Annotated in this window: 25 protein-coding genes and 3 pseudogenes; 9 read left to right on the plus strand and 19 right to left on the minus strand. The window is 63.4% G+C overall.

Translation table 11 applies throughout. The features are described 5' to 3' along the window. The first annotated feature begins 52 nt into the window (after positions 1 to 52). Positions 53 to 1,179, plus strand: a protein-coding gene (locus SX1_RS00950) for an IS3 family transposase (RefSeq protein ID WP_217996397.1) whose coding sequence is annotated in 2 segments (ribosomal slippage) — positions 53 to 284 and positions 284 to 1,179 — 1,128 coding nt in all. Because the reading frame shifts where the segments join, the coding sequence is not laid out codon by codon here. Between the two features lie 33 nt (positions 1,180 to 1,212). Continuing rightward, a pseudogene (locus tag SX1_RS22270) lies at positions 1,213 to 2,061 on the plus strand (FAD-dependent oxidoreductase); the annotation flags it as partial. A 165-nt stretch (positions 2,062 to 2,226) separates the two neighbouring features. Here the strand turns inward: SX1_RS22270 and SX1_RS24725 are convergent. The 8 genes and pseudogenes from SX1_RS24725 to glmM form a co-directional block, all read right to left on the minus strand. Beyond that, positions 2,227 to 2,433 (minus strand): annotated as a pseudogene (locus SX1_RS24725) (GcrA family cell cycle regulator); the annotation flags it as partial. A gap of 36 nt (positions 2,434 to 2,469) precedes the next feature. Continuing rightward, a pseudogene (locus tag SX1_RS25135) lies at positions 2,470 to 3,723 on the minus strand (DUF4062 domain-containing protein); the annotation flags it as partial. A gap of 137 nt (positions 3,724 to 3,860) precedes the next feature. Further along, positions 3,861 to 4,259: a VOC family protein gene (locus SX1_RS00970; RefSeq protein ID WP_019051541.1), complete on the minus strand. Its 399-nt coding sequence runs from the start codon at positions 4,257 to 4,259 to the stop codon at positions 3,861 to 3,863. Positions 4,260 to 4,522: 263 nt separating this feature from the next. Beyond that, positions 4,523 to 5,170: a L,D-transpeptidase family protein gene (locus tag SX1_RS00975; RefSeq protein ID WP_019051542.1), complete on the minus strand. Its 648-nt coding sequence runs from the start codon at positions 5,168 to 5,170 to the stop codon at positions 4,523 to 4,525. A 181-nt stretch (positions 5,171 to 5,351) separates the two neighbouring features. Beyond that, positions 5,352 to 5,951, minus strand: coding sequence for a ribonuclease HII (rnhB, locus tag SX1_RS00980; RefSeq protein ID WP_026149388.1), 600 nt, complete (start codon positions 5,949 to 5,951; stop codon positions 5,352 to 5,354). After that, positions 5,944 to 6,711: a bifunctional hydroxymethylpyrimidine kinase/phosphomethylpyrimidine kinase gene (gene thiD / locus SX1_RS00985; protein ID WP_017182173.1), complete on the minus strand. Its 768-nt coding sequence runs from the start codon at positions 6,709 to 6,711 to the stop codon at positions 5,944 to 5,946. The genes rnhB and thiD overlap by 8 nt, the downstream gene beginning before the upstream one ends. Next, entirely contained in the window at positions 6,708 to 6,932 is a 225-nt protein-coding gene (locus tag SX1_RS00990) for a DUF1272 domain-containing protein (protein ID WP_017182174.1), read from the minus strand. The genes thiD and SX1_RS00990 overlap by 4 nt, the downstream gene beginning before the upstream one ends. Positions 6,933 to 7,046: 114 nt before the next feature. After that, positions 7,047 to 8,387, minus strand: coding sequence for a phosphoglucosamine mutase (gene glmM, locus SX1_RS00995; RefSeq protein ID WP_017182175.1), 1,341 nt, complete (start codon positions 8,385 to 8,387; stop codon positions 7,047 to 7,049). Between the two features lie 123 nt (positions 8,388 to 8,510). Between glmM and SX1_RS01000 the strand changes: the two genes are divergently transcribed. Then, on the plus strand, positions 8,511 to 9,887 hold the full coding sequence (locus SX1_RS01000) for an alanine/glycine:cation symporter family protein (RefSeq protein WP_019051544.1): 1,377 nt from the start codon (positions 8,511 to 8,513) through the stop codon (positions 9,885 to 9,887). Between the two features lie 39 nt (positions 9,888 to 9,926). On the opposite strand, the gene SX1_RS01005 is transcribed toward SX1_RS01000, so the two are convergent. From SX1_RS01005 to SX1_RS01015, 3 genes are all read right to left on the minus strand, one after another. Next, complete coding sequence (locus SX1_RS01005; protein WP_017182177.1) at positions 9,927 to 10,109, minus strand: CsbD family protein; 183 nt, start codon at positions 10,107 to 10,109, stop codon at positions 9,927 to 9,929. 78 nt (positions 10,110 to 10,187) lie between these two features. Continuing rightward, positions 10,188 to 10,664 (minus strand): group I truncated hemoglobin, encoded by a 477-nt coding sequence (locus SX1_RS01010; RefSeq protein ID WP_019051545.1) that lies wholly within the window; start codon positions 10,662 to 10,664, stop codon positions 10,188 to 10,190. A 7-nt stretch (positions 10,665 to 10,671) separates the two neighbouring features. Continuing rightward, positions 10,672 to 11,547 carry a DUF3034 family protein gene (locus SX1_RS01015; protein WP_019051546.1) on the minus strand — a complete coding sequence of 292 codons (876 nt, stop codon included), beginning with the start codon at positions 11,545 to 11,547 and terminating at the stop codon, positions 10,672 to 10,674. A 112-nt stretch (positions 11,548 to 11,659) separates the two neighbouring features. Here SX1_RS01015 and SX1_RS01020 point away from each other — a divergent pair, with 112 nt between their 5' ends. Further along, positions 11,660 to 12,274, plus strand: coding sequence for a cupredoxin domain-containing protein (locus tag SX1_RS01020; protein WP_019051547.1), 615 nt, complete (start codon positions 11,660 to 11,662; stop codon positions 12,272 to 12,274). After that, positions 12,271 to 14,583, plus strand: coding sequence for a putative bifunctional diguanylate cyclase/phosphodiesterase (locus SX1_RS01025; RefSeq protein WP_019051548.1), 2,313 nt, complete (start codon positions 12,271 to 12,273; stop codon positions 14,581 to 14,583). Before SX1_RS01020 ends, SX1_RS01025 begins: the two co-directional genes overlap by 4 nt. Before the next feature lie 115 nt (positions 14,584 to 14,698). On the opposite strand, the gene SX1_RS01030 is transcribed toward SX1_RS01025, so the two are convergent. Together SX1_RS01030 and SX1_RS01035 are read right to left on the minus strand one after the other, a co-directional pair. Beyond that, entirely contained in the window at positions 14,699 to 15,484 is a 786-nt protein-coding gene (locus SX1_RS01030) for a nucleotidyltransferase family protein (protein ID WP_019051549.1), read from the minus strand. A gap of 40 nt (positions 15,485 to 15,524) precedes the next feature. Further along, a complete protein-coding gene (locus SX1_RS01035; protein ID WP_019051550.1) occupies positions 15,525 to 17,054 on the minus strand; it encodes a M23 family metallopeptidase in 1,530 nt (509 codons plus the stop codon). Between the two features lie 223 nt (positions 17,055 to 17,277). Between SX1_RS01035 and SX1_RS01040 the strand changes: the two genes are divergently transcribed. From SX1_RS01040 to SX1_RS01055, 4 genes are all read left to right on the plus strand, one after another. Beyond that, complete coding sequence (locus tag SX1_RS01040) at positions 17,278 to 19,926, plus strand: helicase-related protein (RefSeq protein ID WP_019051551.1); 2,649 nt, start codon at positions 17,278 to 17,280, stop codon at positions 19,924 to 19,926. Then, on the plus strand, positions 19,919 to 20,215 hold the full coding sequence (locus SX1_RS01045) for an RNA-binding S4 domain-containing protein (protein ID WP_017182185.1): 297 nt from the start codon (positions 19,919 to 19,921) through the stop codon (positions 20,213 to 20,215). The genes SX1_RS01040 and SX1_RS01045 overlap by 8 nt, the downstream gene beginning before the upstream one ends. A gap of 95 nt (positions 20,216 to 20,310) precedes the next feature. Further along, positions 20,311 to 20,649 (plus strand): ferredoxin FdxA, encoded by a 339-nt coding sequence (fdxA, locus tag SX1_RS01050; protein ID WP_006963738.1) that lies wholly within the window; start codon positions 20,311 to 20,313, stop codon positions 20,647 to 20,649. Positions 20,650 to 20,894: 245 nt separating this feature from the next. Then, a complete protein-coding gene (locus tag SX1_RS01055) occupies positions 20,895 to 21,422 on the plus strand; it encodes a CarD family transcriptional regulator (protein ID WP_017182186.1) in 528 nt (175 codons plus the stop codon). A gap of 73 nt (positions 21,423 to 21,495) precedes the next feature. Here SX1_RS01055 and SX1_RS01060 read toward each other — a convergent pair whose 3' ends face one another. The 6 genes from SX1_RS01060 to SX1_RS01085 form a co-directional block, all read right to left on the minus strand. Next, the gene (locus SX1_RS01060) at positions 21,496 to 21,735 is read right to left on the minus strand and encodes a hypothetical protein (protein ID WP_019051552.1); all 240 of its coding nucleotides are present in this window, start codon (positions 21,733 to 21,735) and stop codon (positions 21,496 to 21,498) included. 79 nt (positions 21,736 to 21,814) lie between these two features. Further along, positions 21,815 to 22,318: an asparaginase domain-containing protein gene (locus SX1_RS01065; protein WP_019051553.1), complete on the minus strand. Its 504-nt coding sequence runs from the start codon at positions 22,316 to 22,318 to the stop codon at positions 21,815 to 21,817. 17 nt (positions 22,319 to 22,335) lie between these two features. Then, positions 22,336 to 23,148 carry a pyrroline-5-carboxylate reductase family protein gene (locus tag SX1_RS01070; protein WP_019051554.1) on the minus strand — a complete coding sequence of 271 codons (813 nt, stop codon included), beginning with the start codon at positions 23,146 to 23,148 and terminating at the stop codon, positions 22,336 to 22,338. Positions 23,149 to 23,155: 7 nt separating this feature from the next. After that, on the minus strand, positions 23,156 to 23,662 hold the full coding sequence (locus SX1_RS01075; RefSeq protein WP_017182190.1) for a type III secretion system chaperone family protein: 507 nt from the start codon (positions 23,660 to 23,662) through the stop codon (positions 23,156 to 23,158). A 42-nt stretch (positions 23,663 to 23,704) separates the two neighbouring features. Further along, the gene (locus SX1_RS01080; RefSeq protein WP_026149389.1) at positions 23,705 to 24,004 is read right to left on the minus strand and encodes an accessory factor UbiK family protein; all 300 of its coding nucleotides are present in this window, start codon (positions 24,002 to 24,004) and stop codon (positions 23,705 to 23,707) included. 42 nt (positions 24,005 to 24,046) lie between these two features. Continuing rightward, positions 24,047 to 24,595, minus strand: a complete 549-nt coding sequence (locus tag SX1_RS01085; RefSeq protein WP_019051556.1) for a TspO/MBR family protein — start codon at positions 24,593 to 24,595, stop codon at positions 24,047 to 24,049.

Genomic DNA, 24,595 nt, shown 5'->3' on the forward strand with positions numbered 1-24,595 from the left:
GATTTGCGCCGGTCACCTGAGCGATTAGAGCTCGCAACAGGAGACCGACGAGATGATCAAGCACACAGAAGAGTTCAAGCAGGAGGCGGTGCGGATTGCACTGACCAGCGGGTTACCCCGCGACAGGGTTGCATCGGATTTGGGGATAGGGAAGTCGACGCTGGGCAAATGGGTGTCACAGTATCGGCCATCTGACCTGGTGGCAGCGCCGCAGGCAGATCTGGCGCGTGAGAATGAACGCCTTCGTCTTGAGAACCGTGTGCTGCGGGAGGAGAGGGAAGTGCTAAAAAAGGCCACGCAGTTCTTCGCGAGCCAAAGGCCGTGAAGTTCGCTTTTGTGCATAGCTGGCGGCATCGTTGGCCCGTTGAACTGCTCTGCCGTGTCATGGATGTCAGTGAACGCGGCTATCGTTCCTGGCGCTCGCGCCCGATTAGCAGGCGGGAGCGGACAGATATGAAAGTGCTGGCCCATATCCGGGAACAGTACAGGCTGAGCCTTGGCAGCTACGGCCGTCCTCGCATGACGATGGAGTTGAAGGAGGTGGGGCTCGATGTTGGCGAGCGCCGGGTCGGGCGCCTGATGAAGATCAACGGGATCAAGCCAGTCCGCACGCGCAAGCACAAGGTTACGACTGATAGCCACCATCGCCTGGGTGTCGCAGCGAACTGGCTGGACGGCGATTTTGCCGCAGATGCGCCCAACCGTAAATGGGCCGGCGACATCACATATATCTGGACATCCGAAGGCTGGCTCTACCTCGCCGTCATCCTGGACCTGCATAGCCGCCGCGTCGTGGGCTGGGCTGTCAGTGACAGGATGAAGAAGGACCTGGCGATCAGGGCGCTGGATATGGCGGTGCGCCTGCGCCAGCCTCCGGAAGGCTGCCTTTTCCATTCGGATCGCGGCAGCCAATATTGCTCTTACGACTATCAGAAAAAGCTGCAGGCCTATGGCCTGCGTCCATCGATGAGCGGCAAGGGAAATTGCTACGACAATGCGTCCGTCGAGACGTTCTTCAAATCCCTGAAGGCCGAACTCATCTGGCGGCAGAGCTGGCCAACGCGGCGACAAGCAGAGGCTGCCATCTTCCAGTACATCAATGGGTTCTACAACACCCGCCGTCGCCATTCATATCTGGGCGGCATTAGCCCGCTCGCGTTCGAAGCCAAGGTGGCATAATGAGGTAGGTGACCGGCACAAAACCGTTACAAGTCCAAGGTGCTCGACACGATGGACATCGAAAATTTCATCTCCGTGTCGCGCACCGAAGGGCCAAAGCTCGCTTCCGCGCTCGAAGCCCATGTGAAGGATTATGACGTCGAGATCATGAACCTGCAAAAGGCGACGAAGCTGATCCCCGCCCGCACCGAAGGCGGCTATCATGAGGTTGTGCTGGAAAACGGCGCGTCGCTCAAAGGCCGCACCCTCATCCTCTCCACCGGCGCGCGCTGGCGGCAGATGGGCGTGCCGGGCGAGGACGAGTATCGCAACAAGGGCGTGGCCTATTGCCCCCATTGCGACGGCCCCCTGTTCAAGGGCAAGCGCGTCGCGGTGATCGGCGGCGGCAATAGCGGCGTCGAAGCCGCGATCGACCTGGCGGGCATCGTCGCCCATGTGACGCTGATCGAATTTGACAGCCAGCTGCGCGCCGACGCGGTGCTGCAACGCAAGCTCGCCAGCCTGCCCAACGTCAAGATCATCACATCGGCGCTGACCAGCGAGGTCGACGGCAATGGCGATCGCGTCACCGGCCTGTCCTACAAGGACCGCAACAGCGGCGAGGAACATGACATCGAACTGGAAGGCATCTTCGTCCAGATCGGTCTGGTCCCCAACACCGAATGGCTGAAAGACACGGTCGCCCTTTCACCCCGCGGCGAAATAGAAATCGACGCCCGCGGCGAAACCAGCGTGCCGGGCATCTTCGCGGCAGGCGACTGCACGACCGTGCCCTACAAGCAGATCGTCATCGCCATGGGCGCAGGCTCCACGGCGGGCCTGTCAGCCTTCGACTATCTGATCCGCCTGCCCGCCAGCGAAGAAGCCGCGCAGGCGGCGTGACGAGGTAAGTCCGACAGCGAGTTGGACATATATGAAGCGGCCGATCCGGGGACGGGTCGGCCGCTTTTTTGGGGTGGGGAATGGCAGAATTGCGCCATTTGTAGCCGCCCAGTGGCTCATTTTAATTTCCCGAAAGTAGTCGTTCTTTGAACTTCAGGCGTTACCATTTGCTTTGACGGGAGACGGCCTAGACTTAAGGCCGAGCCGGTGCGCTTTTCCAATCACCGAATTCCTGCTCATGTCACCTATCGCTTCCGCAATCTGCGACGCCGTCTTGCCATCCGACCACATCGTACGCAGCAAGTCGATACGGTCATCTGTCCATTTGCTTGCTACCTCAGAGGAAAGAGTTCCCTCTACTTCGTCTATCATTGCATCCGTCCGAGCCTGTTCAGGTTGGAATGGCCGATTGTAATGCTGAACGATGCTTAGCGTTGTAACGCCGACGTCGGATACGCCTTGCAGTACCGCAACCTTAGTCTCCTTCTCCAACTGCGAAAATTCAGCCCACTCGACCGCGAACGCCTCAAAACGCCGGTCCGGAACGCGGACGCGAAGATACGTGTCGTCATTTAGGATGAGCACGGTCCTGGGAAATCCGCTGCCACCGCCTTCAACCGCTTGGACCACCTCTGTAACTCCGAAATCGGCCAGAAGATCATTAAACGATCCTCGGTAGTCGGCGATATCCAGCGATTGAGTATAGTGACGCATAGCGATGACGAAGTCGACAACGCGCCTATACTTGATGACAGCGCGCGCCGCATCTCGAACGGTGCCAGCGCTAATTGTTTGCAACATAGCGGCCTTCAGATCTTGGATCTGCTCAATGATCGCATCTGCCCTCCGTCCCTCCGACTTTTTTGCCCGAGAATCCCTTAGCAGCATTTGAAACAGCCCGGACCACTGCTTGACCAGATGGGCTTCGATCTCACCATAATTGCTATAGGGCGTCAAAGCATTGTTGGATGACAAGTGAGTGAGGAACGTTATGAACTCGAAGATATACTTCGACGTCTCCGGTTTCTGTATCGAAGCGTAGGAAATCCTGTCGGCGAAATCCTCGTCTTTGTTTTTTGTGTAGGTATGATGGTCGGCGTAGACTTTCGCGTCCACGAACGTAAAGATGGGGATGCCGAGGTCCATAGCGCGAAGGGCTTCAAGCTGAGTGATCGAGTATTTCACTCCGTCGCTTGCCGATCCATCTCCTGTCAGTTTGGATGAGACGTTCCCGGCATCGAGCTCGGAGAGTGCCTCGGGCACAGCGGTCCCGCCGAAGCGCGAACCGATCAGGAGTACTACCATGTCAGCGTTCTGAACTTCCGCGATGCAACTGGAATGGGTGTGCTTGGCGGGATCGTAAAGAACGTCAGAATAATCGCTCATCACTGGATCGTAGCCCATACGTATCAACAACGCTCTGATCTGTTCCCGATGCGACCCCAAATCGATGCACGTTGACGATACAAATACCCTAAGTGCTGGCACTGTTTTCCCTAGCTTCTCTCGAATCTTCCTCGATGCTAGTGCCCGAAGGTTAAAGTAGCAACGGCGACGCCCTTTGCTCGATATAGACCGATTTAAGCGATTGGTAACTTCGGTGAGGAATCGACTTTCACCGAATGATATAAACGATCGAGTCTGGCCGGGATGAAGCGACACGAACGACAGCTATGCGCCGCCCCTGCTCCGAACCCGACATTCCGCTATCGGCCAAAATGGAACGGGAAGAGAGCGACCAGCTGCCCCACCAAATCATTGGCGGGCAGCTGAATCAGGCTAAACGATGCCAAGCAGCGTCATTTGGGGAAGTGGATGCCGCATAGCTTGTTTCCATCTGGATCGCGGAAGTACGCGAGTACGATCGTACCCATAGACGCTGTTTCGCGAGGACCGGGCGCTACCTCGATCGACATGCCACCATTGGCAACTGCAGCATCATGAAACTGCTTCACCTGCTCTGACGAATTGCATGAAAAAGCAATGGTGCTGCCGTTCGCGACAGTTGCCGGTTCGTCATTGATCGGCTGGGTGACAATGAAATTGGCCCCATTCCCGCTGTTGTAGATCAGGCGCGTGTGGCCACTGTCGGCCACGTTGATCGTCGCCTCCCCAACTCCGAGGGTACCAAGCACCGTGTCGTAAAAGCGCTTCGCCCGGTCGATGTCGTTCGACCCCACCATCGTGTGAAAAAGCATGCATCTTCTCCTACTTGGGCCACGCCATGATTGAACACTGCCCGCGCTCGGCCATAGCAGGATCGAACGCGCGGTCACGCTTGAATCGTTGGGCTGACGTTGGCATGCTCGAATCGATAGGGACAGAAGTCGCACCTTGGCCGATGGGCGACAGGCAGCCATTTCCGCCCATGATCGTGTCGCCTGCCCCAAACAGGACCGGCAGCTATCGCCTCCTTCCCACCAGGGAGCTGACATTCTGCAATCGGCCAATCCCCGCCCCCTCACCGCCGACCCCAGACCCCGAATATATCCGGGTCGATCTCCAGCAACGGCACCCGCGTCGCCGCGCCCGTCCGCATATCCCCTCCGCCCATGCCGCCCTCCATCCCGAACGTCACCACGCTGCTCCCCTTGTCGCCCAGCACCAGCGGGTCGAGCAGGATCGCGGCGTTCAGACGGTTGGTGGTCACCTGCGTCAGCGTGCCGATCTGTGTCAGGGCGAAGAGTTGCCGGGCGAAGGCATAGGGCAGACGGATGCAGCCATGGCTGGCGGGGTAGCCGGGATTATGCCCGGCATGGAGCGCTATGCCGTCCCAGGTCAGCCGCTGCATGAAGGGCATGGGCGCATTGCTGTAGAGGTTGGAGCGGTGCCACTGGCGCTTTTGCAGGATGGGGAAGCTGCCGGTGGGGGTGCGGTGGCCCTTCGTTCCCGTGGACACGCTGGCCGCGCCGATCAGCCGGTCGCCGCGATAGACATGGACGCGCTGCCGTTCCAAGCTGATGATCAGGTAGAGCGGCCCACTGGCGGCGGCATCATCGGCCCAACGATACGCCCCCGGCGCCAGCGGCAGGTCGGCCAGTTCCGCCCGCGCGGACGGCATGCCCAGGATCAGACAGCATGACAGGACGAACAACCGGGCGAAAAGCATAAGCCTTTCTTAACCATATGCCAGCGTCGCGCCAGAGGGGGACGCTGCGCTTTGCCGCATTGGTCCCGACTTGGGACAGGGGAGAGAACGGCGTTCCCCGGTCGTTTCGAGTCCTTCGACTGCCCGCCTGCGGCAGACGCTCTGGGCTCGAAACGAACGGAGCTTGTGTGGGACAATGCCCTTAAATCAGCAGCATCTGCGCCACGGGGGCAAAGCTGCGCCGGTGCAGCGGCGTTGGCCCATGGGTGCGCAGCGCGGCGAGATGCTGCGCGCTGCCATAGCCCTTGTTGCTTTCCCAGCCATAATGGGGATGGATGACGGCCGCCTCTCGCATCATCCGGTCCCGCGCTTCCTTGGCCAATATGGAGGCCGCGGCGATCGACAGGCATCGCGCGTCGCCGCCCACGACCGGGGTGGCCGGCCAGCGCCAGTCGGGCACGCGGTTGCCATCGACCAGGACATGCTGGCAATCGCGCCCCAGCGCATCGACCGCGCGGGTCATGGCCAGCATCGTCGCCCATAATATGTTGATCCGGTCGATCTCCTCGACACTGGCGACGCCCAGCCCCCAGCACAGCGCCCGCGCCTTGATCTCCGCCTCCAGCGTGGCGCGGCGCCTCGCCGACAATGCCTTGCTGTCGTCCAGCCCCTCCGGGCAATCCTCCGCCCGCAAAATCACCGCCGCCGCGACCACCGGCCCGGCGAGCGGCCCCCTGCCCGCTTCATCCACCCCGGCGACCAGCCCCGGATGGTGGCGCAGTTCATAGGCGAAATCAGGCACGGAAGGGCGCTTCGAACCCGCGCGGCGCGCCCATCGGCCCATGCCCGCCACCCAGCCCCGGCGCGATCGTCAGCGCCGCGCGCACATAGGCCCGCGCCCGCGCGATCGCACCCGGCAGCGCCATCCCCTGCCCCAGCCCGGTCGCGATCGCGCTGGCCAGGGTGCAGCCGGTGCCATGGGTGTGCGGCGTGTCGATGCGCGGATCGGTCCAGTCGGTGACCAGCCCGTCGGGACCAAGCAGCCGGTCGACCAGCACCGGGCCGACGCCATGCCCGCCCTTGGCCAAAACATGCGTGCCAAAGCGGGCGGCAACCCGCTCCCCGCCCAGCGCCAGAAGTTCGGGAATATTGGGCGTCACCAGCGTGGCGATCGCCATCAGTTTCTCGAACGCCGCGATCGTTTCCGCATCGGCCAGCACCGACCCGCTGGTCGCCACCATGACCGGATCAAAGACGATCGGCACATCGCGCAAACCCGTCAGCAGATCGGCCACCGCCATCGCCGTTTCCGCCGAGCCAATCATGCCGATCTTCACCGCATCGACGCCAATGTCGCTGATGCAACTGCGCATCTGCGCCAGCACCATGTCGGCGGGCACCGGATGCACGCCCTGCACCCCCAGCGTATTTTGCGCCGTGATCGCGGTGATCGCGGTCATGGCGAAGCCGCCCAGCATCGTCACGGCCTTCAGATCCGCCTGTATGCCCGCGCCGCCGCCACTGTCGGACCCGGCGATGATCAAAATGCGCGCGATGCTCATCCCTTGAAGTAACGCACGGTGGACGCGGGATTGCCAGCAAGCGCCTTGCCCGTGCGGGTCGGCCTGTCCATCAGCTCGCCGCCGCAATTGGGGCAGCGATCGTCCAGCGCCTCGGCACAGGGCGCGCAGAAGCTGCATTCGAACGAGCAGATGAACGCGCCGGGCGCATCGGCGGGCAGGTCCGTGCCGCAGCGTTCGCAATCGGGGCGCATTTCAAGCATGGAGCCACCTCCCATCCTCGTCATGCCGGACCTGATCCGGGATCAAGAGCGCCGGGCGCTGCGAGAGAGACTCTGGATCCTGACTTTCGTCAGGATGACGGTTGGAAACAGGCCTCACGCCGCCGCCTTCTCGACCGCGGCGCAGATACGGTCGACAACATCGCGCACCTGTTCCTCGCGATCGCCTTCGGCCATCACCCGGATCACAGGTTCCGTACCGGACGGGCGGATGACCAGCCGGCCAACGCCGGTCAGTTCCGCCTGCGCCTGCGCAATGACGCGCCGGACATCGTCATGCTCCAGCGGCTTGCCCCCGGAAAAGCGAACATTTTTGAGCAATTGCGGCACCGGATCGAACTGGTGCAGCGTCTCGCTGGCGGGCTTGCCGGACCGGACGAGTGCAGCCAGCACCTGCAACGCCGCGACCGTGCCGTCGCCGGTGGTCGCATAATCGGACAGGATCATATGGCCCGACTGCTCCCCGCCGACATTGAAGCCGCCGCTGCGCATCCGCTCCAGCACATAGCGGTCGCCCACGCTGGTGCGTTCGAGGGCAATGCCCTGCCCGGTCAAAAAGCGCTCCAGCCCCAGATTGGACATGACCGTCGCCACCAGCCCGCCGCCGCGCAGCGTGCCCGCGCGCGCGAAATTGGCGGCGATCAGCGCCATGATCTGGTCGCCATCGACGATCTGGCCTTTCTCATCGACCACGATCAGCCGGTCCGCGTCACCATCCAGCGCGATACCAATGTCCGCGCCCGACGATACGACGGTTTCCTGGCACAGCAGGGGCGCGGTCGATCCGCAGCCGTCATTGATGTTGGTGCCATTGGGATTGACGCCAACCGCCACGACGGTCGCGCCCAGTTCCCACAAGGCGGACGGCGCGACCTGATAGGCGGCGCCATTGGCGCAATCGATCACGATTTTCAGGCCATCGAGCCGCAGGTCGGCGGGAAAGCTGGATTTGACCGCATGGATATAGCGGCCACGCGCATCCTCGACCCGGCGGGCGCGGCCAATATCCTTGGACGCGGCCAGCGGCACCTGCTGCTCGATCAGCGCCTCAATCTTCAATTCATCCTCGTCCGACAACTTGTAGCCGTCCGGGCCGAACAATTTGATGCCATTGTCGAAATAGGGATTGTGGCTGGCGGAAATCATGACGCCCAGATCCGCGCGCATCGAATGGGCCAGCATCGCGACAGCGGGCGTCGGGATCGGCCCGAACTGCACCACGTCCATGCCCACGGCGGTAAAGCCAGCGACCAGCGCATTTTCAACCATATAGCCGGAAAGCCGCGTATCCTTGCCGATCACCACGCGATGGCGATGGTCTCCGCGCTGGAAATGGGTGCCCGCCGCCATGCCGACCTGCATCGCCAGTTGCGCCGTCATCGGCCATGCGTTGGTGCGCCCGCGTATGCCGTCGGTGCCGAAATATCGTCTGGTCATGCGTTTCTCATGCACCGGAGAGACGCCCGGTATCAACCCCAGAACCGTTCGGGAGGAGCGGGATGAGAGAAAGCCAAGTTTTTCTTGATCGACTTTCCAGCAGCCTCGCGGCATCCCCGCGCGATGGACAGTTTCAATGGCTTTATCGACGCGCTGTCGGGCGCGGTGTTTTTCAAGGTGCCGGTGGCGGGCGCGCAGATCGAACTGATCGTGCTGTATCTGGCGCTGCCGATGTTGTTCTTCACCCTGTGGCTGGGCTTTCCCAATATCACCCAGGTCGGCCGCGCGATCCGCATATTGCGGACCCAGCCGGACAAGGGCGAGGCAAAGGGCGATGTCAGCCAGTGGGCAGCGCTCAGCACGGCGCTGTCCGGCACGATCGGGCTTGGCAATATCGCGGGCGTTGCGGTGGCGCTGACCATGGGTGGGCCGGGCGCAATATTGTGGATGTTCATCATCGGCTGGTTCGCGATGACGGTGAAAATGGCGGAGGTCACGCTGGGCCTCAAATATCGCATCTTTGACGATGCTGGCCATGTCCATGGCGGGCCGATGTATGTGCTCAAATCCGTCGGCGCTGCGCGCGGATGGCCGAAAATCGGCATGCTGCTGGGCGGTGCCTACGCCTTTTTCGCGCTGTTCGGCGCCATACCGATGGTGCAGGTCAATCAGAGTTTCGCGCAAGTGAAGGTGGTGACGGGCCTGACCAACGGATGGGCCTATGGCGTGTTTCTGGCCGGGGCAGTCGCGCTGGTGACGCTGGGCGGCGCGGCCTGGCTGGGGGAAGTCGCCAAAAGGCTGACCCCCCTCAAGGTCGCGGTCTATCTGGCTGGCGTGCTGGCGATCCTGATCCTGCATCTGGATGCCATCCCCGGCGCGCTGGCGCTGATCTGGGACGGGGCGTGGAATGGCCAGGCGGCGACAGGTGGCGCTGTGGGCGCGTTCGTCGCCGGGATGCGCCGCGCGGTGTTCGCCAGTGAGGCGGGCGTCGGATCGGCGGTGATGGCGCACAGCCTGGCGCGGGCGCGCCACCCGGTGTCCGAAGGGCTGGTCGCGCTGCTTGAACCCCTACTCGGCACCATGATCGTGTGCGCGTTGGGCGGTCTGGCGCTGGTCGTCGCGGGGACATGGAATATGGGGCTGGAGGGCATTGCGATTACCTCCGCCGCCTTTGCGCAGGTGTCGCCCTGGTTCCCCTGGCTGCTGGCGGTCGTGGTGTTTCTGTTTGCTTATTCGACGCTGGTCGCTTGGGGATTTTACGGCTTGCAGGCCTGGGGCTATCTGTTCGGCCATGGTCCGCGCGCGCAATGGACCTATAAAATCCTCTACATCGTCGCTTTGCCGCCCGCAGCAGCGATCGACCTTGGCCGTGTCGTCGACATCGTCGACAGCAGCTTCTTCCTGATGGCGATCCCCAATGTCATCGCGCTATATCTGTGCGCGGGCGAATTGCGCCGGGACGTGCGCGCCTATCTGGCTGATAAAGAAAACCCCGCCTGATTAGGGCGGGGCTTTCTCCTGCTTGGGAGCAAGTCAAAATCAGATTTTGTCGCCAAGGGCGCCCTTGACCGATCCGGAAACGTCCTGAGCCGTGCCCTTTGCCTTCTGTGCCTTGCCTTCGGCTTCCATGCGCTCATTGTCGGTCGCCTTGCCGATGCCTTCCTTGACGGCGCCCGCCGCCTTGTTGCCAGCGGCCTTCAACTTGTCGGTTACTTCACCCATGTGAATACTCCTTGCGTGATTTCCACAAGTTAAACCAACGCGGGGAGAAAGGGTTTCAGCCAGAACGCAGGCGTAACGTTACTTTTCGATCACATCATGGCGCATCGGCGCGAGTTTGGAGAGAAAGCGGTTTTGCGCCTGGAAGCTGATCCCTTCCTCCCTCATCGCGCGCTGGAGCGTTTCGACGAGGCGGTTCATGTCCGCCTTCTGCACGCCCAGATCCTTGTGCGCGCTGGCCATGTCCCGCCCGCTATAGGTGCAGCCGGCATTCAGGATGAAACAGAATTGCTCGAACAAGGTACGCTTCAGGCGAACCTTGTCATGATTGGCGAAAATCTCGCCAATCACCGGGTCGGCGAAATTGATCGCGACGAAGCGATCGACGATGCGGCGGATGCCGTCCTGCCCGCCAAACGCCTTTGCCATGCCGTCGCCCGTAAAAGGCACGGCCCCGGCGTGGCGACTGTCGGCGACATAAGGGTCCACGGCGGCCTCCCCCGGCAAAGCATAGGGCGCCTGCAACAAGAGCAGCGAGAGGATGATGGACATGGGCATGCGTCCTTTAGAAGGCGGTCTGAAGCTGGAGAAACACGCCGCGCTGCTTCTTCACCGTGGCGATCGAGCCCAGGTCGGCATAGGCGATGGTCGCGGTGACATTGCGGCTGATGGCGACGGCGGCAAAGGCGTCGAACCAGTCATCTTCCCGCGCGATGTTCAGATTGTCAGGCTTGCGCCGATATTCCCCGCCGATCGCGATGCGGCGCGACAATTGCCAGGCGGCCGATCCTTCAAACTGAAGCGTATGATTGCCCTGCTTGCCGCCGCCAAAGCCCAGCAGCCCCATCTGGTTCGCCTTGGTCAGGCGCGCGGTCGCCGACAGCAGGATGGAGCGCGCGAGGAATAATTTGCTGACCGACGCATAATAATCGACGCCTTCGTCCCCTTTGGCCCCCACCGCCCGGACGATCGCACCCTGATTATTATTCTTATACTGAACGCCGACCGCGATGGCTGGCAGCCGGTCATAGACCAGATCGCCCGCAACCCGGATTTTCGCGCCGAAAATATCCTGCGAAAAGGCGAAATCCTTGCCCAGCCCCAGCGCCGCGCCAATCTCGTTCGTGTTGAAATCCTGATGCGTGTAGCTCAGCTCGATGCGATCGCGGATGCCGATCGCGACGCCAGCGCTTTGATAGTCATAATCCTTGACCTCGACCAGCGTGCCATGAGCCGACATGCCGAAGCCGTCCGATGTTTCATTGCCGGCGATCACCGCCCAGGGAGTCAGGCCACCGCCCGACGCCCCTTCCAGCGAACTGATGCCATTGGTCAGCAGCAATTTGCCACCATTGCGGATCGGTCTGGCCATGCCCTGTTGCGGGGACAAAGCAGCCAGCGCGAGCATGATGCACAGGAAAGGACGGAAACAGGTCATCATCGGCAGATAGGCAAATCATGGTTAAAATAATGTTTCCCGTCCCGTCAGCGTGAAAATGCGGTCCATAACGAACTAAACATTTGTTCAATGTTTGCTTTTACCAACAGTAACCATGAACGCGCCACGCCTTTTCCTCGCCGCCCTCTCCCTGATCGCCAGCCCGGCCATGGCGGGCGACATCGATCTTCGGATCGTCGATGCCGCTGGCCGCCCGGTCAGCGATGCGGTCGTCACCGTCCGTCCCGCCGGCGGCATCCCGGCTGGCCCGATCCGCTTCCCATGGGGTACGACCATGGTGCAGCAGAATATCGCCTTTTCGCCCCATGTGCTGATCGTACCCGTCGGTGCGACGGTCAAATTCCCCAACAAGGACAAGGTGCGACATCATGTCTATTCCTTCTCCAAGGCGGCCAAGTTTGAAATCAAGCTGTTCGGACAGGATGAAAGCCGCAGCTACACCTTCACCAGTCCGGGCGCGGTGGCGCTGGGCTGCAATATTCATGATGCCATGAGCGGCTTCATCAAGGTGGTCGACACCCCCTTCGCCGCCAAGAGCAATGCCGCCGGACAGGCGCGGATAAACGGGCTGGGGACCGGCACGGCGCGGGTCACGGTCTGGCACCCGTTGCTCAAGGGCAAGGATAATGAAATGCTGATCAACCTGCCCATTCCGGCGAGCGGCATGGTGAGCAAGACCGTGCCATTGGCGTTGCGCGCGTCCAAATGAGCCTACCCCTTCGCCTGAAAAGACGGTGGCTGCGCTGGCGGCGCGCGGCACAGTCGACCCTGACGATCAGGATGACCTTGTTCTACGGCGCGCTGTTTCTGGCCGTAATGACGCTCACGCTTTTGGGCACGCGCCAGGCCATCGAAAGCTATGCCGAAAATGCCATCCGGCATGAGATGAATGTCGGCAGCGCCCTGTTCGACCGGATTTCGGCGATGCAACGGCGTCAACTGAGCCAGGGGGCCGACGTACTGGCCAGCGATTTCGGCTTTCGCGAGGCGGTGGGCACCAATGACGCCCCGACGATCGAATCCGCGCTGCATAGCCTCAAGGGCCGCTTCCAGCTCGACCATGCAATGTTCGTCGGGGTCGATGGCACGGTGGTGGGCGACCTTCAACATCTTGGCCGTACCGATCAGGACCAGCTTTACGACGCGCTCGACGCCGGTCGGATGCAGGGCGTGGTGCGATGGGGCAGCGAGGGTCATATCGTGGCAGCCGCGCCCGTCCGCGCGCCGATACTGACCGGCTGGGTCGTCTTTGCCCGCAACATGGGCCCGACCGACCTGAAGGCGCTGGCGAAACTGTCCTCGATCGACCTGCATCCGCAACTCATGCCGCTGGCACGTGTCGCCCGGACGGACACGGCCAATGGTGGCCTGCGCGAAGTCGTGCGGAACGGCGAACTGATGCTGGTGCAGACCCGGCCCGTTGAAACGCTGATAGAGACTGCGCCGGAAATGCTGGTGCTGGAATATAGCCTGACCCGCGCGATGGCTGGCTATGCGCCGATACTGTGGGCCTTGTTCGGTTTCGGCGCGGTTGGCGGCGTATTGGCCGTGGCCGGCGCATTTGCCGCATCGCGCAGCCTGTCGCGGCCGATCGTCGCGCTGGAAGCCGCCGCCCGCAAGGTGAGCGCAGGCGAACATGCGCAGGTGAAGGTCGAAACGCGCGACGAAATCGGGCGGCTGGCGCAAAGCTTCAACCGCATGGTCGATGCGGTCGAGGCGCGCGAGGCGCAGATTGCGCATATGGCCTTTCACGACGCGCTGACCGGCCTGCCCAACCGGGCGATGCTGCGCGAACAGGTTGCGCTTGGCCTCACCCGCGCCGAAGGCGGCAACCTGATGCTGTTCTGCATCGACATCGACAATTTCAAATCGATCAACGAATCGCTTGGCCATCCGGTTGGCGACGCCCTGTTGTGCGAAGTCGGCGCACGACTGAAGGCGACCTGCCCCAGCGGCTTTGCCGCCCGGCTGGCAGGCGATGAATTTGCCATCAAGCTGCGCGCCGGGGGCCAGACAGCCGATCAGGCCGGTCGCGCCATCGTCGCGGCGCTGGCCGAACCGTTCGACATAGATGGTCATCGCATCATCGTCAGCGCCAGCGTGGGCATTGCGCTCAGCCCGCAGGACGGCGCGGACGCAACCAGCCTGCTCAAAAATGCCGAACTGGCGCTGCACCGGGCCAAGAGCGAGGGCAAGGGCAGCCATCGCTTCTTTGAAAGCGCCATGGATGCAGAGGCGCAGGCCCGCCGCGCGCTGGAAACCGACCTGCACGACGCGCTGCGCAATGGCGAACTGGCGCTGCATTTCCAGCCGCTGTTCGGCCTGTCGCAAAATCGCGTGACAGCGTTCGAGGCACTGCTGCGCTGGCAGCATCCCACGCGCGGCATGGTGTCGCCGGTCCATTTCATCCCGCTGGCGGAGGAAACCGGCCTCATCATCCCGATCGGCGAATGGGCGCTGCATGAAGCCTGCCGGATCGCCGCGACCTGGCCCGACCATATCCGCGTGGCCGTCAACATATCGCCGATCCAGTTTCGCAGCCCCAATCTGGCCGCCGTCGTCCTTCAGGCGCTGGCGCGGTCGGGCCTTGCGCCCAACCGGCTGGAACTGGAGATCACCGAAAGCCTGTTCATCGACAATGTCGAGGCGACGCTATCCTCGCTCCACAGCCTGCGGGCGCTGGGCGTGCGCGTGGCGCTCGACGATTTCGGCACCGGCTATTCCTCGCTCAGCTATCTGCGCAGCTTCCCGTTCGACAAGCTCAAGATCGACCGCAGCTTCATCGTCGATCTGCTGGAACATCAGGGCGCAACCGCCATCATCCGCGCGATTACGACGCTGGCCGACGCGCTGGGCATCGAAACGACGGCGGAGGGCGTGGAGCATAGCGACCAGCTCGACATATTGCGCGCCGAAGGATGCGGCCAGATCCAGGGCTATCTGTTTAGCCGCCCGATCCCGGCGCAAGATGTCGACGCGCTGCTGGACAAGCTGGACGGCGCGCGAAAGGCGGCCTAGGCGCATCGTCGCGCCAGATTGAACCTACCTCCGTTCGTTTCGAGCGAAGTCGAGAAACGTAGCGCACAAGTTTCTCGACTTCGCTCGAAACGAACGGATCAAGGTGATTGCGCGCCTAACCGCGCGCGGCGACGATCTGTTCGATCAGGACCACATCATCCGGCTTGTCGGCGTCGATACAGGCTTCGGCCTTCTCCATCGCCACCAGCCGCGCGGTCAGCCCGAAGCGCCGCCCGATCCGCGCAATCCCGCCGCGCAACGTCAACAGGCGCAGCAGCGTGCCGATCAGCGCAACCGGGCCAAAGGCCGATACGATCTTCCACCCCTTCTTGCGATCCTGCTCAACCTCCTGCCACAAGGCGATGATGGACCGCGCCCGGTCGCTGCCGAACCAGAAGATGTTGGCGCCCGACCACCAGCCATCGCGAAATTTGAGCCATGTGCGGCGCGACCCAGGATAGCGCGCCAGCAATATGCGCCGCTCCACCATCGCCACGGCGATGTCGGCGCCTGCGGCCTCTTGTGCAAACTGATCGAGCATCGCGCTGTCGAGCAGCACATGATCGGCAGTGGTGAGCAGGATCGGAAAGGGGACATCGCCCCGCTCCAGCAGCGCCAGCAGGGAGGAGGCTATGCCCGCCCCGCTCTGCTCGAACCGGACCTGTGGATGTGTCGTCAGCCAAGCCGTCGCTAGATAAGCGGCAAAGGGGGCGGACGACTGGGTCAGGATGACAACCTGCCCCACTGCCGGATGTGCCAGCAACGCGCGCGCGGGACGATTGATCATCGGTTCGCCCGCGACCGGGACGAGCGGCTTGATCGCCACGCCAGCAGCGACCGCCAAAGGATCGGGCGTGGGGCGTGATCCGGCAAGCAGGATGGCGGTGATGGGCGTGGTCATGTCCGCCCTCTACCCAAGCCGGGGCAGCGCGGAAAGCGGCTTATTTCCCGCTCGTCACCGGCCCCAGCGCCTTTTGCGCAAAGCGGTCCTGCTCGCCGACATGCAGCCCCTTATATTGGGCCAGCTTGGCCCGGAATGCGGACAGTTCGGCCCCGGCCAGTTGCGCGGTTGTGGTGAACTTCACCGACAGCGGATTGATCGTCGCGCCATTGCGATACAGTTCATAATGGAGGTGCGGTCCGGTCGACAGGCCCGTCGACCCGACATAGCCGATCACCTGCCCGCGGCGCACCTGCTGACCCGGCGCGGCGGCGATACGGCTCATATGGGCATAGCCGCTGGCCAGGCCGCCGCCATGCTGGATGCGGACATAATTGCCATGCCCGCCATGCCGCCCGGCAAAGGCGACAACCCCATCCGTCACCGCATAGATGGGCGATCCGTAGCGCGCGGCGAAATCGACGCCCGCGTGCATGCGCGTATAGCCCAATATCGGATGGCGACGCATGCCATAGCCCGACGTCATGCGCCCGGCGACCGGGGATGACAGCACGCCGCGCCGTTCGCCCACGCCCGACGCCTCGAACCATTCAGTGCGGCCATCCTTGGTCCAGCGCAGCATGTCGATGGACTTGCCGCTGGCCCGCTGAAGGCCGGCATAGAGAAGATCGCCCACCTCGACATCGCCGGTTTCGGCGCGGCGATAGGCGGTGACGATGTCATAGCGGTCCCCCGCCCCGATCCTGCCCAGATCGACCTGCCCCGCAATCACCCGCAGGAAAGCCTGCACCGCCTTGGGCGGCGCACCGGCTGCGCGGGCCGAGCGATAGATGCTGTCGCCAACCACGCCCTGAATACGCAGCGGCGTATCGTCGACGCGAATGGGGATGCGCTTGACCGACAGCACGCCACCTGCGCGCGTCAGTTCCATCCCCAGGTCGAGCCGGGCGCGGAACGCCAGCCTGTCGAGCGGCCGGGGCCGGTCGCGACTGGCGCGGCGGCCCAATATGATGTCGAGCCGCGTGCCGGGCTTCACCCCGCCAGCGACATCGCTGCCGACCAGCGCGTTGATCGTCGCGACGTCACCGCTGCTCACGCCAGCGCGCGACAAGGCGCGCGACAGCGTATCGCTGCTGCCGACCTGGGCATTCAATTCGATCTGGGGGCGTTCGGGTGTCTGGCGCAGCGGCTGGACCGCATCGGTCGATCCCATGCGATGGCCACTGTCCGCACCCAGCGCCAATGGTGTAATCATCTGGCTGCGCACTTCGTCGAACTGCTTTTCGCCAAGCAGCGCGCCGGGCGCGCCGGGCACGGGCTGAAAACCGGGCGACAGATAGATGGCCGTGGCGCACAGGCCGATACAGGTGGCAAGGCCGCGAAACCAGGTCAGGCTGCCAACGCGCTGGCCAAGATCGGGGACCAGTTCCACCGCGTCCGACCATTCGCGCAAACGCGCGCGCCAGTCCTGTGGCGGCTGGGCTACCGGCGTCCGGGCGATCGAGTCGGCCAGCCACAGCGACACGGACGCGCCGCCCTGTTGCGATCCAAACTGGCTTTCCTGAAACAAACCCGCGACCCCCAGGGCATTTTCTCATTGCGTCCGCAACGGCCCCGCGCGCCGTGCGTCGAGCGCGACTGTTGTGAACGCCCAAGGTTAAAGTCAATTTAAGACGGGGCCGCGACACGCATCCATGCGACGAACGGTGCCAGCGGTCCGACAGGATCGCGGCAGACCATGGAACCACGGAATCCACTTGCCCCCGAACCCGTCCTGCCCGACAGAATGGGCCATGGTCCAGCTCACACGTTCGCCCGTTACCGCCGTTCTGGGCCCGACCAATACCGGCAAGACCCATCTGGCCGTCGAACGCATGTGCGGCCACTCCAGCGGCATGATGGGCTTTCCGCTGCGATTGCTGGCGCGCGAAGTCTATGACCGGGTGGTAGCGATCAAGGGACCGGCCCAGGTTGCGCTGATCACGGGCGAGGAAAAGATCGTGCCGCCGCAGGCCCGCTATTTCCTCTGCACCGCCGAATCCATGCCGCTCGGCATAGGCCGACAGGCCGGAGCCGCAACCCAGGGCCAGTCCGATTACGCCTTTGTCGCTCTGGACGAGGCGCAGATCGGCGCGGACCCGGAACGCGGCCATATCTTCACCGACCGGCTGCTGCGCGCGCGCGGGCGCGAGGAAACAATGATCCTTGGGTCGGCCAGCATCGCGCGGCTGGTCAAATCGCTGATCCCCGATGTCGACATTATCGGTCGGCCGCGTTTTTCCACCCTGTCCTATGCGGGCGCAAAGAAGCTGTCCCGCCTGCCCAAACGATCGGCCATCGTCGCCTTCTCGGCCGAGGAAGTCTACGCCGTCGCTGAAATGCTGCGCCGTTTTCGCGGTGGTGCGGCGGTGGTGATGGGCGCGCTCAGCCCCCGCACCCGCAACGCGCAGGTGCAGATGTTCCTCAATGGCGAAGTCGATTATCTGGTCGCCACCGACGCGATCGGCATGGGCCTCAATCTCGATGTCGCCCATGTCGCCTTCGCCTCGCTGCGCAAGTTCGATGGCCGCCGCAGCCGCCGGTTGACCGTCGCGGAAATGGCGCAGATCGCCGGGCGCGCGGGCCGCCATCACAAGGACGGCACATTCGGCAGCCTGGGCGGGGAAGATGGCCATGCCGCCTTCACCCCGGAAGAGATAGAGGCGATAGAAGCGCACCGCTTTCCGCCCATCGAGCATCTATACTGGCGCGACGGCGCACCCCGGCTCGACAGTCTGGCGACATTGATCGCCGATCTGGAGACGCGGCCCGACCGTCCCGAACTGCGCGCCGCGCCGGAAGCGGTCGACCTTGCCGTGTTGAAGCGCATGGCCGCCGACCCGCAAGTCACCGATCGGTTGCGCGGCGCGCGACAGGTCGCCCGGCTGTGGGATGCGTGCGGCCTGCCCGACTTTCAGAAGCTGGGCGCGGATCATCATGCCCGCACGGTCAATCGCATCTGGCAGTTTCTGTCGGAAGGAAACGGCCATATTCCGCGCGACTGGTTCGCCCAGCAACTCGCCCGGCTCGATTCGGTGCAGGGCGATATCGACACGCTGTCGGGCCGGATCGCGGCGGCGCGGACATGGGCCTATATCGCCCATCGCGCCGACTGGCTGGCCCACCCCGCCGAAATGGCCGAACGGACGCGCGCGCTGGAGGAAAAACTGTCCGACGCGCTGCACGCCGCGCTGACGCAGCGTTTCGTCGACCGCCGCACCACCGTTCTGTTGCGTGACATCGGCCAAAATGTGAACCAGTTGCCCGTAATCGTGGAGCCCGACGGCAATGTCTGTGTAGATGGCGAAACGATAGGACGACTTGACGGCTTCCGATTCTCGGTCGATCCCGCTACGCGCCATCAGGACAGGAAATTGCTGTTGGCTGCGGCGGAAAGGCGCCTTGGAAAGGTATTACGGGTGAAGGCAGACGAATTGATCGGCGCGGCGGACGTGGATTTCGCGCTTCTGGACGCAGCGGGTGACGCGCCCTGCATCGCGTGGAACGGCACGCCGGTCGCAACGCTGCTGGCCGGGCCAACCCTGCTGACCCCCGAAATCCGGCTGGATCGCGCGATTCTGGCGCTGGATCAGGATGTGCAGAAGCAGGTATCGGCGCGCCTGACCAACTGGGTCGATGCGCAAAAGCAGAAGCATCTGCTGCCGCTCGTCAAGATGGCCGAAAGCGCCGCCGATCCGCAGGTTCCCCCCGTGGTGCGCGCCGTGTTTGCGCAACTGGGCGACGCTGGCGGGGTCAGCCCGCGCACCGATCTCGATTCGGCGCTGGGCCATCTGGACAAGGATCAGCGCCATTTGCTGCGCCGGGCAGGCATCGATATTGGCGTGCTCGACCTGTATCATCCCGGCCTGCTCAAGCCCGGCGCTGCGCGCTGGCGCGGCGCGTTGCTGGCGGCGCGGATCGGCAAGCCCTGCCTGCCGCTGCCCCTGCCCGGCCTTACCCTGATCCCGGCGGGCGAGAAATTCGACCAGATGGGCGCGCGGATCGCGGGCTTCCGCACCTTTGGCGAACAGATGCTGCGCATCGACATGGCCGAACGCATGGCCCGCACCGCGCATGAAGCCATTGCCAAGGGCGAAGCCTTCACCGTCGCCAGTCCGCAGATCGTCTCGCTCGGCCTGTCCGAACCCGCCTTCCTGGCGCTGATGCGCGCGGCGGGCTTCCGCCCGGTCGAAGGCGCGGAAGAAGGCAAGCCCAACTGGATATTCAAGGGCCGCCAGAAAGCGCGCGCACCCCAGCAGCAGCCCGCCCCGGCGCGCGAGGGCAAGCCACGCGGCGGCAGGCCAGCGCCCCGCCCTGCCGCCGCAACGCCCGCCAGAGCGCCCGCAGCGCCAGCCAACAACGCCTTTGCCGGTCTTGCCGCGCTGCTCGGCCGCAATGGCTGATCCGGTCGCGGTGGGCGGCCATGGCCCCACGCTGCGCATCGACAAATATCTGTGGTTCGTCCGCCTGTGCCCCAGCCGGTCGAGCGCGCAGAAACTGGCCGAGGACGGCCATATCCGCGTCAATGGCCGCCGCATCGAACGCGCCCACGCCGCCATCCGCGTGGGCGACCTCATCACCTTTCCCCACGGGCAGGGCGTGCGCGTGGTGCGCGTGGCGCAATTGCCGGTCCGCCGTGGCCCCGCGGTGGAAGCGCAGCGCTGTTATGAGGAATTGACGGTCGGGGGATGAAGCCCAAGCTGTCGGCTGCCAAGATTATCCTCATTGACCTTGGGCGTGCCTGCGCATAGCAGGACCGCGCTTTTCCAACCAAGAGTGCCCTGACAATGACCTATGTCGTGACCGACAACTGCATCCGCTGCAAATATATGGATTGCGTCGAGGTCTGCCCCGTGGACTGTTTCTACGAGGGCGAGAATATGCTGGTCATCAATCCAAGCGAATGTATCGACTGCGGCGTGTGCGAGCCGGAATGCCCGGCCGAAGCGATCCTGCCCGATACCGAGAATGGCCTGGAAAAATGGCTGGAACTCAACACCAAATATTCGGCTGAATGGCCCAACATCACGGTCAAGGGCGAAGCGCCCGCCGACGCCGACGAAATGAAGGGTGTTGAAGGCAAGCTGGAGAAATATTTCTCTCCCGAACCCGGCTCAGGCGACTGATCCGGGCGGCCCCGCGCCGCTGCCTTCTTGTTCCTTTTGCCAACCACGCCCGGCGATTATGTCCGGGGGTGGCAATTTTGTTACGAATCTGCTATGTACCTTCCCAACGGTCGGACACCCTCCTGTCCGTCCCTGGAGAATTAGCTTCATGTCCTGACGGTGGCGCCGTGGACCCCTCATGCATATGCCCCTAGCGCATATGTTCCGCGACGGCCCCGTTCCCCGGTTGATTGGAAAGGTTCCAAATGGCTGCCAAGGCGCTGTCCTTTGACGTTGGTGATTATGTCGTTTACCCCAAGCATGGCGTGGGCCGTGTGATCGAACTGCAAAAGGAGCAGATCGCAGGTATGGAGCTGGAGCTCTATGTGCTCCGCTTCGAAAAAGAGCGCATGACGCTCCGCGTGCCGACCAACAAGGCGGAAGGCGTGGGCATGCGCAAGCTTTCGTCCAACAAGACGCTCGAAGAATCGATGGAAACGCTCAAGGGCAAGCCCAAGGTCAAGCGTACCATGTGGTCGCGCCGCGCGCAGGAATATGAAGCGAAGATCAATTCGGGCGACCTGGTGTCGATCGCCGAAGTGACGCGCGACCTGTTCCGCGCCGATGACCAGCCGGAACAAAGCTATTCCGAACGCCAGATTTTCGAGGCTGCGTCCAGCCGCCTCGCCCGCGAACTGGCGGCGATGGAAGAGACGGACGAGCCTGCCGCGCTCAAGAAGATCCTCGCGATCCTCAACGAAGCCGCGCCGAAATATGCCAAGGTCGAAGGCTGACATCAGCCACTGACGCAAAAAAGGGGCGCGCCTTTCGCAAGGCGCGCCCCTTTTTTATGAGCGCAATGCGGGCTTATTCGCCCTTGCTGCCAACTGCATCCTGTGCCGCGTCGCCGACATCGCTGGCGGCCTGCCCCACCTGCGTCGCAGCGCTGGTCACGGCATTATCCTTGCTCGTCTCGCTGCTGACCAGGAAGAAGGCGGCGACCGCCACCACGACGACCAGCAGCAGGATCGCAAATGTCATGCCGCCACTGCCGCGCTTTTCGATCACTGTCGTCGTCGTTGCCGGACGCTCCTGATAATCGGCCATGATCCTCTCCTCCTCAACACAATAGATGGCCGCATAATGCGCGGCTGTTGAGGGAGGTTCCCGCCCGGCGGGGTCGGACCTATTGGTCGATCGGAACGAAGGCGCCCTTCGCGCGGTCCTTCACGACCGCGTCGGCCCGGAACACGGACCCGCTCATCGTGATGTAGATGCCAGGCTCCGCCACCTGAACGGTGGCAAAGGCCATGCCCAGATTAAAGCTCGCGTCGCTCTCGCCAAATCGCGCCGGGGCCAGCGCGCCCACCAGCACCACCGTCTTGCCGGGAATATCGGCCAGCAGCTTGGCCGTATCGGTCATCGTGTCGGTGCCATGGGTGATGACGATATGGCTTTCCGGCGCAGCGGCGACGCGGGCACGGATCAACGCCCGATCGGCATCGTCCAGTTCCAGACTGTCCTTGCGCACGACTTCCTCGACGCGGAAGGGCCGCTTGACCCGCGCCACATCCAGCAAACGGGCCATGACGGTTTCGCCGACCTGATAGTCGGACAGCGCATCGAAATAGATTTTGTCGATCGTGCCGCCAGTGGTCAGGATCAGGATAGGCGTGTCGGGGGTCAGCATAATGGCTCCGGTCAGGTTCAAGCCCCGCGCGCCATGGCTTCGCCACGATCGCGGGCTGCGGCCAGCGTGTCGGTCATCAGGGTCAGCAGGCGGTCGTCGGCGTCCAGCACATTCATTCCCTCGCGCGTCATCCCGCCGGGGCTGGCGACCCGGTCGGCCAGCACGCCGGGACTGTCACTCGCCCGCGCAGCCATGTTGGCCGAACCCTGCACCGTCGCCAGCGCCATGCGCGCGGCCTGATCGGCGGGAATGCCCAGCGCTTCGCCAGCCCGCGCCAGCGCGTCGATGAAGCGGAACAGAAAGGCAGGGCCGCATCCCGATAGCGCCGTCACCTGATTGAACAGCGCTTCATCGCCAATCCATTCGGCCAGGCCCAGCGGCTCGATCAGTCCGCCAATATCGGCCCTGGCCTGCGCGGATGTCCCGTCGTCGGCAAACAGCGCCGTGACGCCCTCCCCCAGCCCCACCGGCAAGTTAGGCATCGCCCGCACCATGTCGCGCACGGCCGGAAAGCGCGCCCGCAAATCGGCGATCGGCGTACCCGCCAGGATGGAGACGATCCGCACGTCCGCCCCGCACAAGGGCGCCAGCGCCGTGGCGACATCAGCAATCTGATAGGGCTTCATGCCCAGCAAGATGGTCGTCCCGGCCGGCAATGTGGCGGGGTAGGTCGTCACGACTGCCACGCCATCGGCAACCGACCGCCCGCTTGGCCGCAGCACCGTTACCCGCGCAGGATCAAGCCCGCAGTCGAGCCAGCGCGCCAGCATCTGACCGGCCATATTACCGCAGCCGACAAGGAAAAGATGATCGGGCCAGCAGATCGTCATCGCGCGCTCAGGCTTCGCCGCGGGTTTCGATCAGGCTGGCGGCAATCGCCTCGGTCGGGCTTTTGCCGCCCCACAGCACGAACTGGAACACCGGATAGAAACGCTCGCACTCGTCGATCGCGGTTTCAACCAGCAACTGCGCCTGATCCAGCGTCAACGTGCCGCCAACGCCCAGCAGCGCGCCGTGGCGGAACAGGATGATGCCGCTCGACGACCAAAGCTCGAAATGGCCGAGCCACAGCTGTTCGTTGATCAGCCCCAGCGCCTCATAGATCGTGCCGCGCTTTTCGTCGGTGACGCGAATGTCCGGCAGCGCCAGCAGTTGCAGCACCTGATCCTCGTCACGCCAGATGCCGCGCAGTTCATATTGCGCCCACGACCCCTGCGTATTGGCGACGATCTCATCCTCGCCGACCTGCTCGTAGGTCCAGCCATGCGCCTCGAAATACGCCGCCAGCATGTCGATCGGCGCGGCTTCCTGGCCGCCATGTTCAAACTCGTCACTGTCCATCATCGGCGCGCCTTAACACCGTGAAGGATGAAAGGACAGACAGGATCAGTCCACCTCGCCGGGCTTGGGCTTGGTCGCCTTGACGCTTTTCTTGACAGGTTCAGGGGTCTTGCCTTCCAGCGCGTCGATGCGCGCCTTGAGCAATTCGACCTCTTCGCGCGCGCTTGCGGCCAGCGCCTTGACCGCGTCGAATTCCTCACGCGACACAAAGTCCGCGCCGCCCATCCATTCCCGCGCCTTCTCGCGCGCATTGGCTTCAAACTCACGGCTCATGCCCGCCACGGTCCCGGCTGCGCCGTTCACCAGCTTGGCCAGATCGTCGAAAAAGCGGTTCTCGCTCTGCATGATGCTCATCCTCTCAACGGGCGCGGAAAGCCGCGCCAAAACTCATATCTGGGTCTGGAGCGCGGGCGCGACAAGGGTTTCCGCGTCCGGGTTCAGGCGATTAATCTCAAAATTGAGGAAAGACGCGAAGGCCAGCCATGCCAGATAGGGCAGCAGCAGCCAGCCCGCGACACGGCGGATGCGGCTGAACAGCCAGGTCGTGATGGCGACCAGCACAATCAGGACGAGGATCAGCACCAGCGCGCTGCCGACCTGATGTGCGCGGAAAAATAGCGGTGACCAGGCGAGGTTCAGGACGAACTGGACCACGAACAGGGCGATGGCGGTGCCCCGCCCGTTGGCCCCGCGTGCATGCAGCACGATTGCCAGCGCCAGCGCCATGGCGATGTACAGGATGGTCCAGGCAACGCCAAACGCCCAGCCCGGCGGCATCAGCGCCGGTTTTTCCAGCGCGTCGAACCAGCGATTGTCAAAGCCGCTATTGGCGAGCTGGCCCGACAGAAAGCCCAGCAGGACGATGACCGGCACAGTCACCAGCGCCCAGCGCAGATAAGCAAGGCGCAACTGGCCGGGGGACGCGATTTCGTTCAT

It is taken from the genome of Sphingobium xenophagum NBRC 107872 (assembly GCF_000367345.1).
Classification (GTDB): Bacteria; Pseudomonadota; Alphaproteobacteria; order Sphingomonadales; family Sphingomonadaceae; genus Sphingobium; species Sphingobium xenophagum.